The 13,162-nt window shown below is 40.3% G+C and carries 12 protein-coding genes and 1 pseudogene; 11 read left to right on the top strand and 2 right to left on the bottom strand.

The window, feature by feature from the left end:
• From NA59_RS11395 to NA59_RS11350, 11 genes and pseudogenes are all read left to right on the top strand, one after another.
• Positions 1–875: PcfJ domain-containing protein (locus tag NA59_RS11395; RefSeq protein WP_232504085.1), on the top strand; the 875-nt coding region annotated here is incomplete at its 5' end.
• A gap of 723 nt (positions 876–1,598) precedes the next feature.
• Complete coding sequence (locus NA59_RS15155; RefSeq protein ID WP_157792608.1) at positions 1,599–1,775, top strand: hypothetical protein; 177 nt, start codon at positions 1,599–1,601, stop codon at positions 1,773–1,775.
• Positions 1,776–1,871: 96 nt separating this feature from the next.
• The gene (locus NA59_RS11390) at positions 1,872–2,063 is read left to right on the top strand and encodes a hypothetical protein (protein ID WP_044412678.1); all 192 of its coding nucleotides are present in this window, start codon (positions 1,872–1,874) and stop codon (positions 2,061–2,063) included.
• Between the two features lie 23 nt (positions 2,064–2,086).
• The gene (locus tag NA59_RS11385; RefSeq protein ID WP_052501644.1) at positions 2,087–2,302 is read left to right on the top strand and encodes a hypothetical protein; all 216 of its coding nucleotides are present in this window, start codon (positions 2,087–2,089) and stop codon (positions 2,300–2,302) included.
• A 224-nt stretch (positions 2,303–2,526) separates the two neighbouring features.
• Positions 2,527–3,339 (top strand): DnaJ domain-containing protein, encoded by an 813-nt coding sequence (locus NA59_RS11375; protein ID WP_044412674.1) that lies wholly within the window; start codon positions 2,527–2,529, stop codon positions 3,337–3,339.
• 221 nt (positions 3,340–3,560) lie between these two features.
• Positions 3,561–6,461 (top strand): ATP-dependent DNA helicase, encoded by a 2,901-nt coding sequence (locus tag NA59_RS14845; RefSeq protein ID WP_044412672.1) that lies wholly within the window; start codon positions 3,561–3,563, stop codon positions 6,459–6,461.
• Positions 6,458–8,629, top strand: a complete 2,172-nt coding sequence (locus tag NA59_RS11365; RefSeq protein ID WP_052501643.1) for a DUF7017 domain-containing protein — start codon at positions 6,458–6,460, stop codon at positions 8,627–8,629. The genes NA59_RS14845 and NA59_RS11365 overlap by 4 nt, the downstream gene beginning before the upstream one ends.
• 226 nt (positions 8,630–8,855) lie before the next feature.
• Positions 8,856–9,098 (top strand): annotated as a pseudogene (locus NA59_RS15720) (IS66 family transposase); the annotation flags it as partial.
• Positions 9,081–9,272: a transposase domain-containing protein gene (locus tag NA59_RS15715; protein WP_269763848.1), complete on the top strand. Its 192-nt coding sequence runs from the start codon at positions 9,081–9,083 to the stop codon at positions 9,270–9,272. The pseudogene NA59_RS15720 and the gene NA59_RS15715, both read left to right, overlap by 18 nt.
• A 531-nt stretch (positions 9,273–9,803) precedes the next feature.
• A complete protein-coding gene (locus NA59_RS11355) occupies positions 9,804–9,995 on the top strand; it encodes a hypothetical protein (protein WP_044412670.1) in 192 nt (63 codons plus the stop codon).
• A 6-nt stretch (positions 9,996–10,001) separates the two neighbouring features.
• Positions 10,002–11,333 (top strand): hypothetical protein, encoded by a 1,332-nt coding sequence (locus tag NA59_RS11350; RefSeq protein WP_044412668.1) that lies wholly within the window; start codon positions 10,002–10,004, stop codon positions 11,331–11,333.
• A gap of 241 nt (positions 11,334–11,574) precedes the next feature.
• Here NA59_RS11350 and NA59_RS11345 read toward each other — a convergent pair whose 3' ends face one another.
• A complete protein-coding gene (locus tag NA59_RS11345) occupies positions 11,575–12,621 on the bottom strand; it encodes a YcjF family protein (protein WP_044412666.1) in 1,047 nt (348 codons plus the stop codon).
• Positions 12,622–13,162: YcjX family protein (locus tag NA59_RS11340; protein ID WP_044412664.1), on the bottom strand; the 541-nt coding region annotated here is incomplete at its 5' end. It lies immediately after the preceding gene.

Raw genomic sequence — 13,162 nt, 5'->3', positions numbered from 1 at the left:
ATACCTTCAGCGCACTGTGGTTTGTGAGCCGCAGTGAAGCCGCCTGCCAACTGCTACTGAGCGCACCGACACTGCTGTGGATGATTATGGACTATGCCAAATCCCACCAGCTCGAACCCGACCAGGTCTGGCCATGGTTTAGCGCTAAACGTAAAACCATCGTGGGGCTTTATCAGCTCCCACAAAACAATGCCACGGTTCACTTGCTCAGCAAATACCACTCGGATCACAAATTCTCACAACGCGATATTGAGCTGATTCAACAGCTCTACACCAGAAGCTTTTATAACGATAAAAAACACGGCCACATTCCTTATTTTGACCCAATGCGCATCCGACTGATTATGCAAGACGCGACTATATTGCAATTCAAACTGCTCCAACAAACCGGCCCACACATCACACGTACACAGCTAAAACACACTCTTGATGCCTTCTACATGGCACAACAACTCAATTACCCTCAGTATGGCCAGATCCTCAAAACCTCAACCCATATCGCACAAATCAACACTATCCATGACCAACTCGCTGAAATCATCAATCAGCAACAAGCCAATATTCAACGCGAACGGATTTACCCTGCGCCTCTCATACCGCCGACCGATGACATCGAATACATCCAAAGCCATTATGAACTCGTGATCGAAGGCAAACAGATGCATCACTGCATCGCCAGTTACGATCAACGCATTGTAGAAGGGCGCTACCTAGTCTATCGACTACTTCAACCCGAACGCGCAACAATTGGAATCGAGATTACACACGATAACCGGTTGGAGCTCGACCAAGTTCGCCTAGTCTGTAACAAACAAGCCGCCCCTGAAACTGAACATTATGTAAGAAGCTGGATAAACACGCATACTCGGCGCTAATGCCAAAAGGCGGGTGCGGGTTATGTTAGGCTGGCCAGCTAATCGAAAACAAGCCATTTGCGAATGGCATTTCGCTTGACGACATTTACGACCAACACAATCCACGCCATTGCCTTTAAGCGGGATGTATTTTTAACTGTTCAATCATTTCAAGAATCGTTTTGCCATCAACATTAAAACGCTCTTTAGTCTTCGCTCGGCATGACTATGGATTTGAAACACTTCAGCCCTCTAAAGTTATGGCAACGATGAACCACATTATGTTGAATAGCTGCCAATAACTTAACGCTATCGCAATCTAGCGCTCTCAACTAAACGAGTGTTCAAACACGCCTGATATATGTTCACAGCTAAAAGCATAGCATTGAGTGATGTTCAAATCACAACCATCTGAAGGTCTTTAATTTAACAATTGAGTTAGACCGTGAATCACTGAATGGCCGGTTAATCGATGGTTTGGCATTGATTTTAGATTGTTAAAAACCGTATAAATTTTATTACGGAGTAGGAAATACACACCTAGTGCTTATTTAGTCACATTCAATGTGCTAGAATTTGTTTTTGAAATGGATAATCTTAGCACTTTAGGCAGGGCGTGCTTTATGTAAGGCCGTAGTGGCTTCAAGCAGCGCCAACTAAACACAGGCAAAAAAAGGGTATCTTTTAGATGTATCGAATAGGTACTCAACACAAAATGTAAACGGCATTTTTTAAAGGAAAAGCATGGACACAACCACAACTGATATTGCGTACAACCCTTATTCTGCCATACTGAGTGATCCGATTTTACTCAGCTTTTCGTTTATCTTGTTCGTTCTTTTTATTTGGGCTATTGCCGGTCGACAAAACCAAGCCCTCAAAAACTATGCGCCGACCTTGCTTACAACGGTTGAGTTTTAGGCGCTTTTGTTGGTATAGCCTATGGCTTGTTTGGCTTTGATCCAAGGTCAGGTTATATCGATGCCTCGATAGCGGGTTTTTTGGAAGGGTTAAATATTGGATATCAGACAAGCAGATGGTTCAGCGATTGAAGATGTTCATGTTGCTCGATTACAGTCAGAAGCTTACAGACAAAATGATTTTAATAGAATAGCCGCGATTGCACAAGTGTACGAACTCGATACTAGTGAATTTGTTTTAATGCAATTTAAACTTACCGATATTAAGAGACTTTCAAATTTATCTTAATAAGTTAATTGAAGGAGTGGTGCATGGAAACGACACCGGAGTTAGAAGTTTTTATGGGGCTGATGAAAGGTTTTATGTTGGCCGTGTTATTAATGGTGCCTTTTTGGGTTGCGTTTAAAAGAGCAGGGTTGTCTCCATGGAATGCGTTGTGGCTGTTTATTCCTTTCTTTGGCTTGCTGGTCGCGCTGGGTGTATTAGCCTTATCTAGCTGGGATGTTGAAAAAGGGGTTGCTGAATAATGGAAGGCCTAATTTGGATTGCGTCTATTGTAATAAGCTTCATTTTCTTTCTGAAGATTTTAAACAAGGCCGGATACTCCGGTTGGTTTTCATTGCTAGCCATTATTCCATTGGTAGGGTTTGTGATGATATGGGTTTTTGCGTTTTTAAAGTGGCCGGTTATACGCGAGGTGGAAGAGCGTAAACGTTCCAAAGAAGATGTGTTTGTTGAGAGATCATAACTAATGAAATTCATAAAATATCTTCTGTTAATCGCTGTTTTTATCTTGGTAAAGCTGTTTGGTTGGTTGTTTAAAGGTACACGTAAAACGCTAGGTGTCGGCGTGGATGCCTATCGGTCGGTTAAGAACAGTCAAAACTTTGAAGAGGCGTATCGTAACTTTGCATCGAATAAATACGCTAAGGCACGCTTGAGTATTCCCGAAGAGATTATCGCCTTAATGGCAAAGATCGCCGCCAGTGATGGAAAAATCAGTGAGCTCGAAATCGAGTATATGAGCGACACGATTAAATCGATTGCAAATGCGATGTTGCAGGCGGGATTGAATGCGACACTGGTTGATCAAATCAAGCAAAAACTCTTTGCTTTGGCGAATCAAGCGAAAAAAGACGATAAGCCGATTTCGTATTACTGCTATGCGCTGAGCCAAGCTGGCATTGAAGTCCGTACCGCTGCATTTTTGCAGATTATTGCATTTGCCTCCATTGACGGCTTGTCTGACAAAACCAAAACTATGCTGTTCCAGATTGGCGAGCACTTGGCATTTAACAAACAGCAGATTGAGCAGTTATTTGAACAGGTCAATGGGCGGGTTAATCAATCAAGCTATCAAAAAGACCCTTACGAGGTATTAGGGTGTTCTGAAGAAGATGATTTCGCCATTGTTAAACAAGCCTATAGGCAACTGGTAAAACAATATCACCCGGATTTTATGCATAGCAAAGGGCTGGATGATGCGCAAATCAAAACTGCTACCGAAAAAATGCAAGCAATTAACGCGGCATTTGAAGAAATAAAGCGAAGAATGAGCGATTAACTGTGGTCTGGCAGTTAAAAGGTTTAGAGTAAATTAGAGCAGGTATATATGATTTATAAAGATTGTAAAATTTGCAACCCAAGGCCGCTCTATTTTCAAAACTTCTTTGTACATAAAAAAGCAAAGTTAACGCAAAATTATAAAAGAATAAATTTTTTAATCCTGAACGGGTCTAATAGCAATGGACACATTTATAAGAGATATTATTTAAGGTGGGTTACATGCAAGTTGATTTAAACTTTTCTGCTCTACAATCTCGTTGGTATCAACTATACGAACATGCTAGTTTTGCATCATCATATGTTCATTCTGATCCTCATGCAGCAATTGTAAAACTGCGTTGCTATGCAGAAACATTAGTGGGCATTTTATATCGTGAGTTGAATTTAACTTGTGATAAAAATGATGGTTTTTTTGAAAAAATAAAGTCGCCAATATTTACTGAAATTGTAAATGAAGAAATCTTAGCCAAGTTACATGCCATTAGAATAATCGGTAATAAAGCGGCACACGGAAAACCTGTTTCTGTCGAGGATGCGCTAGTTTTACATAAGGATGCCTATTTACTAGGGCAATGGATTTATAAAACCTTCAGCGGTTCTTATTTTGAAGAATACCCTATTTATCAGGTACCCAAAAAACCTCATGATGTTGACCAACTAATCAAAACACAAGATCAACTAGCAGATCGTTTAAGAGAGTTAAACACTGAACTTCAGAGACTGGAGACTTCAGAAAAAGCAGCTCAGCAAAAAATCAATGAACTAAAGAAAGAGGCAGAGCCTGCTAGATTAGAAGCATTCAAAACTTCCTCGCATACTGCTGCAATCTCTTTTGATCTTGAGTCTCAAAATACACAAGACTTAATTACTTTACATGACGCTTTTGCTACTTATGAGTTAACGACTGGACAAGCAGATCTTGTAAACCATCTTTCTGATTTTTTAACGAATCGTCAGCAAGGTGTATTTCTTCTTAAAGGTTATGCTGGTACAGGTAAAACCTTTATTACCAAAGGTCTTACCGAGTATTTTCGGGCCACTAGGCGTAATTACATCCTTGCAGCTCCTACAGGAAAGGCATCGAGGGTTATTGCGCAAAAAACTGAATCAGATGCTTACACTATCCATAAAACCATATACTCATTTAAAGATATTGAAGAATATAAGCAACAGGATTTAGATGGTTCGGAAACCTATAAATTCTATACAAAGCTGGCTGTAAATACGGATGCTGTGGATACAGTTTATATAGTGGATGAAGCCTCTATGGTCTCTAATCAGTATCAAGAGGAAGAATTCTTTAGATTTGGATCAGGCTACTTACTTCAAGATTTTTTAGAGTATGTCAATTTAGATCACAATGATCACCGTAAAAAAATTATTTTTATCGGAGATAATGCCCAGCTTCCCCCTGTTAAGATGAAGTTTTCACCAGCGTTGGACTTAAGCTATTTATCTCAAAATTTCAATATTCAAGGTACCGAGTTTGAGTTAACGGATGTTGTTCGTCAAAAATCTGATAGTGGTGTAATGCAAAACTCTATAAACTTAAGGGATAGTCTGAAAAGAGGTAGATTTAATCAATTGGTCATAGATTTTTCGAAAAATGATATTGATTCAGTTGGATACGATAATTTAATTGATACTTACCTCGAAAGTTGTCACAAAAAAATAAATAAAGATTCAATTATCATCGCATACTCAAACGCAGAGGTGTATGCCTATAACCAAAGAGTGCGCGAATATTTTTTCCCTAATTGTGAAAAAGCTATTTATAAATTCATTGAACCGAGTGATTTGGCAAGCAAAGCTTTGCAAGAAGTCACTGTACCCAAATTGGCTGTTGGTGACAAAATTATGGCTGTTCAAAACAACAAAGATCATGGTCTATTTATATCCAATGGTGATTTTGGTATGGTGCTAGATATCCTTTCAGGACCTGAAGAGAGAGCCATTACTCTCAGGGAGCGCCAAAAAAATGGTTTAGTGAAGGCTTGGCAAGTTATCCTGTATTTCCAACATTTATATGTTGCTTTTAGAGACCATAAAGGCAAGGTTCATCGCTTTGAAACTAAGATTATTGAAAATTTACTTTACAGTGATCAATGTGAATTAAGCTCTGATGAGCGTAAAGCTCTTTATATTGATTTTTGTATTCGTCATCCTGAACTAAGGAGCGGAACGGAAGAATTTAAAGGTGCACTCCGCTCCGATCCTTATTTTAATGCTATGCGAATAAAGTTTGGTTATGCAATTACTTGCCATAAAGCTCAAGGTAGTGAATGGAAGAACGTTTTTGTTAAATGCAGCACGACCCAAAGCCAACTTAATGAAAGTTACTTTCGTTGGCTTTATACAGCAATGACGCGTACATCTGAAAAACTCTATTTGCTTGACCCTCCTAATCTCAAGATTGGTTCTGGAATTAAAAGAATTGCTGATCCAAGCTTTACTGGCCAAGTAGAACCTATAATGAACAGCCCATCAGTAAATTCGACGTCAGTATTTACAGAACCGACAAGTGAAAATAACTTGAATGTATCTTTAGCTCAAACATTTGGAATTGTGCCATCCAACACTTTCGCCATTGAAATATTAAACAGAGTTCAAAATCTAATTTCAGGTACAGGTATACAAATACAGAGCGTAAATCACAATCAATATATGGAGTCTTATTTTTTTGAAAAAGGAAATGAAATTTCTAGAATTGATATTGGTTATAACGGTAAAAAGAAAATTACCCACTTAAATACGCCCCATTCATCAGAGTTAAGTAATCAAGTCAAAAATTTATTATCACCGCTAAAAAATTCCGTAATTGTGCCAGTACATTCTAGTAAAACTAGCAATATACTCAAATCAGATAAAGACTTTATTGATGAGTTATTACAACGAATCCAGGACTTGGCTTCAAAGAAAAGCATTCTTTTAAGTGATCTCATTGAACAGCAATGGAACATTCGCTTAACCTTTAGTCGCTCTATTGAAGTTGCTGTGTTTGATATTTACTTCAATAAAAAATTTATTTTTAGTTCATGTGGTCCAGTCAAAAATTTATGCAATTCTGGTACTTTTATTCAAGAAGTTGATGATTTGATAATTAATGGACTCGGCTCATGAGTACAGCTAAAGAAGTATTTGCTCTAAGAAAATCTGGAAGCCTTAATGAAGCTTATAAAATGGCTTGTGAGCTAATGAACGACCCTAATAGGGATGAATGGGATTTAAAGGCTTTTGCTTGGTGTGTCATTGACTTAGTAAAGCGCGATTCCAAAAATCAACAGAATCAAAATTTACAATATTTTAAAAAGCAGCTTGAAAGTATTGATGTCAGCAGTGATGAAATTTTAACCAATCAGAAAAACTATGCTTTACAACTCTGTTCTCCTAATCAAGAAAATAGTCAGTTAGTTTTTGCTAAGAGAAAAGCGGGGATGCTAGATGAAGCATACCAAATCGGATTGAGACTGATTCAAAACCCAAATCGATCGGACTGGGATATTAAGGCATTCGCTTGGGTTCTTATCGACTTGATAAAACGAGAAGTTGAAAAAAACCAATGGCAAAATGTATCTGGATTAAAGTCAAGTCTAGAGGCACTAGAAATTGATGAATCTGATGAAGTGCTTTTTAAAAGTCGTAATTATGCCTTATGGATAGCAAACCCCAATAGCCAACAAATTACTCAGGCACGACAATTAAGTAAAACTGGAAAACATCAAGAAGCGATCCAAATTTATGAAAATTTGCTGAATAATGGTGAGAGCTCTTTGGATGTGCAAACTTCTCTTGGCTGGGAATATTACCGGTTAGCCAGTCACTTTCAAAAGCAAGAGCCGCCAAATGTTGGTGCAGTTAAAAACTTTTTGAGTCGTTATCTTAAACTTAATATAGAAAAACCTTCCATGCTTCATTCTAGCTTTCTGAGTATTGCTGATAAGCTAGCACAAGACGATAAATTAGACATGTCTGTATTTGCAAGGATGTGGGATTTAAAAAATTTTAGAGCTGAAGATTATGAACGATATGAAACCGAGGATGGAAAATCACTTCCATCACTCGTTGAGAAAGTCGTTCTACATGCCTCTAAGCATGCGGTTAATAAGCAACAATTGGAAGAACTAAAATATTTTGAACCATATTTAAGGTCATCAATTGAATTTTATTCAGAGAATATATGGCTAAAGCTAAACTATGCTCGAGTGCTAACTGCACTTGGTAGATCTAAAGAAGCTGTAAAATTCGGCATCGAAGTCGTCAAAAATAAACCAAATGACTTTTGGACGTGGGATTTATTGGGAGAGATTCATCATTCTATTTCTACTGAATTAGAATTTTCTTGCTACTGCAAAGCACTACTATGCTCAAAAGATCTCAAATACATTAGCAAGGTTAAGATCAAGCTAGCAGAAAGGCTTATTCGGAAAAGTGAACTTGAAGAGGCAAAGCATGAGCTAGAGGAAATCATCCAATATAAAACGCAACATGGTCAAAAAATACCTGATAAATTAGCACAGTTTCAAAATTTCCCTTGGTACTCCAGCACTAAAGCTAGTCTTTCTAATAAAGAGTTGTATTTAAAATATGCATCTAGTGCTGAAGAACTTCTATACCATGACCTACCATGGATTAATGGCATTTTAGGTGAAACATTTAGCCTGAAAAACAAGCCAAATCAAGTGAAGCGAAAACTATATATAGAAACAGGTGACATTCCGAAAGAAATTACTATTCCCGATACCAATCTTACTTTTAATGATGAAAGGGTCGGAATGCCTGTAGAGATTAAAGGCGAATATGATGCCAATGGCCGATTTCAGGCTTATAAGATTGAGTATCGAGAATCCGGTGAGCAATGGGATATCTTTCAAGAGAGAGTTGGTGTCGTGGATCATGTTAATCATGAAAAGAAACTGCTTCACTTTTTGTTAAACCGTGAAATCGATGGTGTTATTCGTTTTTCGGATATTAACGACAAGTTTCATGAAGGCGATTCAATATCCCTCTTTATAACTCAATTTATCAACAAAAATGGTGCTCAATATAAAGCATTACAGCCCAAAAGAACGAACGAGTCCCCTCCAGCATCAATATTAAAAAGCTTTTACTCTGATGTAAGGGTAAAGGATTCAAATTTAGGTTTTACGGATTGTGGGGTTTTTATACCAGCTCATCTCGTGAGACAATATGATATCGAGGATGGTAGTTTTGTAGAAGGAGTCGCGATTCTAAATTTCAATAAAAAAAGATCTGAATGGGGTTGGAAAGCAATTCGAATTAGTAAGTAACTTCATCATTTAGGTGTTTGTCAAGATGTTTGTCGAGTTTTTCATCCATTTACTGTGTCAAGATTATCTGGATTTATCGTCACAGCGGCTATCGGAGCACAGTCGCACACATTAGTGCTCCAACGTGTGGGGTCTTGCGTCTTTGCCTGCTTTTAAAAACCTCCTGTGCGTGATTACCCAGTGATTCAAGTTTAGCCTTGAGCGTCAAGCTTTTCATCATACTAACGTTGTCGCTCAGCAATACGCCCGCCCTGTGCTCGATCAACTCTATACCTTACTCACCACAGGCAGCACGGATGTGGCCAAAGGCTCGGATGTGGACAAGGCCATCAAGCACACACTCAAACGCTGGGAGACACTGGTGCGTTATGTTGATCTGGGCTCACTGCCTATTGATAACCCCCCCGCTGAGAATGCGATTCGCCCCATTGCACTGAGACGCAAGAACTGGTTGTTTATCGGATCCGAGTCAGCCGGCAAGCGCCAAAAATCCATCTTTTCATTACTTGCCAGCGCAATAGCGAACAACTTAAACCCCGCCCATTGGTTAAGCGATACCCTTAAACGCTTACCCACCACCAAAAATAAAGACCTTCATCTACTCCTACCAGGTCGAGACTGGAAGCCCCTTCCAGAAACCTAAACACCACTTAATCAACATGGACGTATGTTAGGCGATGAGGCCTGTGCTGTAAAGTATGGGCACGGTCGGACGCTTACAATTGAAACCTAGCCAACAGCCAAAGAAAATTCTAATATCGCCCTGCTTTTTTTAGCCGAACCTGTTGCCATATTAAGAAGAAGATTTGCAGCCAAAAATTGGAAATTGATAACCTCTAAAATATCCTTGAATCCAAATTCATCTCAGATGTCTCGCGGTAAGAAAAAACTGCGGGTGGAAGCGTAATCGACAATATTGCCCAGAACCACCATACTTGATAGCATAATTTGGCAGAACGCCAAAAGCTGTTCCAATGTGAAGCAGATTGGTGGCGCCTTATTGATGTAGAAAATTAGTTTTCATGAATTACATCGGTCAATAATGCCTAGTATTGTTCAAACCTGCTAAGATAATGTTTCGCGTAATACAACAAAAATCATATAAGGTAGTTTGTAATTCATAATTAAATGTTGCTGGCTATCTACAATGTAATTTTTAATAGAGGTATAACTTATGAACCCATCTTCAGATCTGCAAAAATGGCTAGATGCACGTGACAAGCATTTAAACGTAATGCGCAATATGTCCGAAGCCGGCGGACATATTTCATTGAGAAGGAATGTATACGATGCTGATGAACTAGAAGAGCCGTTGAAGTCAGAAGCAAAGGCTTATTTTGAGTATCTCAAAGATGATAAGAGTTGAACCCTTATGAACATGAAAGAACGCTTAGGCAAAATGAAACCATTTGATAGTGACGATATTCAAATACTTCGTGAATCTTCAAACCCACTTATCCTTATGCAGCAAAGGACAACGCCCTATCATGTAAAAGGCGCGATTATAAACTTTTTAGCAGCCACAGGTGTGCTAACTAACGCGACTGAAATTACGAGACTAACGCGTGCAGTAATGGATAATGACAAGGGTCCACTACAAGAGTTTATTAGAAACCATTTTAATCCCGCTGAAGCAAAAGAAATTAGTAGCTGGATGGATAGGGTGCCTGACTCAACCATTTCGGGCGGATGGGCGCACCGTCTTCATCATGGGCATGATTTGGAGGCCATGACTAGCCTCTATCAAGAGTATGGTCTAACTGGGGCAGCGGAATGGTTCAATCATGTTTGGTTGCGAGATTTTTGGACGCCACATGGAGTTCCTTACCTGCCAAGCGGTAGCGGTGAGGTATATGGATGGCTAGTTTCTCAAGGCGTTTCCAAGTCTACTGCTATGAGTTTAGTATCAATAAATGCCGCAGAAGCATTGTCCGGGTTACTATTTATTCGTGCCGGATTGAAAATTCGTGATTTTACGATAAATATCATCGCACTTCGCAAATACGAAGCACAACGAGTAGAATTAAAAAAACTGATCAGTGATGGTTTAGACAATGAAGCCTATACGCTAGTTGAGCGTATGCGAAATAGCTTTGAAGAAGAACAGCTGTTTGATTTTCGGCTAGATTTAGCCCACTACTGTCTTGAGCTGAGTAACCGAGAAGACATTCGTAATCCAGTTATTTGGGGTGAAATGGCCTACAAGATAGCTGACAATCTTTGTCGTTATAAAACCCAGGCTCCCGCCTTAATTAACTACTTAGGGAATACAAAAGTTAGTTTTGTAGGTCTGGCTGCAACTATTTCCGCCACCGCATTTGCTTCTCATGTCCAAAACGCTAACACAACGCCCGAAGCCATATCATCAACTATTAAATTGGGCATCCGAGCTTACCTTGAAGCAGGAGCAGATATAAATAAGGGCGTGTCCATGTATGGGGTGAAGGTTTATGGCTTCAGGCCTTATTCAGCCCTTACCAACTATAAGTTAGCAATGGATTTGGCTCTTTCTTTAAGCCAACTTGAGCGTGTAGATGCGGGCGGTAAATTCGATCCATTGTTTATCCGCAGAGAAATGTTTAGTCTGATAAATGAGTTGTCCAAGCAAGAAGAGGACCGCTCTTTAGTAAACGAAATTAAAGCAGGTTTTGAGAGGGTTTATCCAATTAACACCCCAATTAGCAATTTACCTGCGGTCATCTAAAACTTTTTTTATTCTTTCGCGTGATAATGATTAAAAATGAGTTAGTGTATTATACTTGGCTAGGGGGGCCTGTTGGACTAAACTGGTCGAAGCGAAAATAGTCAGGTCAGGTTTTGTTCAATTTCGATGAGAACCTCGCTATTTGACGAGGAAATAGCCAATCAAGCTTGTTGGCAGCCTATTGGCTTTAGTCCGATAGTCTCATAGACGTTGAAAAAACAGTTAAGTCAAGTATTTAGACCTAACTCGCTTTTTCAGGTTGTTTTTTTTCTACCCACAATATCTCGATCAAGCCCTCACCCAAACGGTAGGTAAGGCGCGCACTGACCATGGCCTCGGCCGATTGGGCACTGACTTTAGCCAGCACACCCTGACCAAATAGCTCACTCATCAGTGTGTCACTGGCCATGTCGGTTAGACTAAGGATAACCATGGCATTGAATGCCATCTTGGCTAAACGCAATTGGCCAATGAGCCCTGGGCGCAAACCATAAATTTGGGCAACACGGCGCACCATAGACAAATGCAACCAGAGTAGGGCAAGGGTTTGAAAAAACGCATTGGGGCTTAGTCCACTGATGGCCGCACTGGCGAGCATTTGTTTTTTGACTTCTTTTCGTGCCAGCGTTTTGAGTGGTTGGGTGACTTGATCCTGATAGAGGTCTTGTATCTGCTCGAGTGTATGGTGAGGCTTAATTTTGCTAAAAAACTGATGGTGCGCAACGCGCGCCGCAAGACTATCTTGGGCTTGTTGGTTGGATTGGTAAAAGGCCAACCAGGCCTGTTTGTCTTGGCTCGTTTGTATGCGCTCATACGCTGTTTGCTGGTGATCTATTTTTGTGATGCGTCGATAGGATTGTATTTCCCTGAATGACAGAAATCCCACCAGCCCGATAAATACCAGCAATAGCAAAGCCAGCGCACCGCCAATCGGTGCTGACAGCAACCAGGCCTGGTAAATGCTTTGCGCGGCCGAATACATGCCCAGTGTTAAAAGCAGCAATAGACCTATCAGCAAGGCGCTACCCCAATGCAGCCAGCTTGAAGAGGAACCCTTAACGACGGCCTGTTCGGTGGTTATGTCGGTTTGCGTCTTGGGTGTCGGTTTGCGCACCTGTGCCATATCGCACTCAACGGGCTGCTCACTTGCTAAGGCCTCAACCGGTTCTGCTGGGGCTGTTGGTGTTGCCCTCTCTTGTGTGGTGGCACGCTCCGACGTCAGGGGTGCGGTGGGATTGGGTTGTTGCGATTGTCGAAAAACCGGTTCTTCTGTGGCGAGATGTTGCATTTAACTTTCCTCCAGCATGAAGTTGAGTAGCGTATCAATTCCCTGTGCATTTTGCATGTCAGCGAGATAATCGGGCCCCGGATAATTTTTGAGTATTAAAAAGCTTTGGTCATCAGAGATCCCTTGGATCGCTGAGGGAATCGGTTGGTTAAAAGACTTTTTCATCATTTGCTGTTGGTCATTGTAAAAATAAATCGCTTTGTCATCATCAACCGTGTCATTTTCAGCGGACCGGATAGCGGAGAGCAGAAAATGCTTAAACTTCACTGGTTGATCACCTAATACCTTACGAGCCCCTCTGGTCACATCTTCTAATAAATGGTAGAGGTTTTCTTGTTGTGATAGGGGCGCGGAGTCCACTTTACTGGCCACAAAAGCCAAGTCTGATATCTTGTGCTCATCAAATAACTTGGCTTTGAGCCAGTTGGTCTTGCCGTATACAAAAATGCTGGCTAAATGGGTGATGGTCTCGCGCAGTTGCTTTAGATGCTGCTGTCCATAGCTTAGACCTTCAAACAAATCAATCAAGATGATTTGTTTA

It is taken from the genome of Thiomicrospira microaerophila (assembly GCF_000934765.1).
Classification (GTDB): domain Bacteria; phylum Pseudomonadota; class Gammaproteobacteria; order Thiomicrospirales; family Thiomicrospiraceae; genus Thiomicrospira; species Thiomicrospira microaerophila.
The sequence above is the reverse complement of the archived record's forward strand: the minus strand, read 5'-3'. Positions and strand labels throughout refer to the sequence as shown.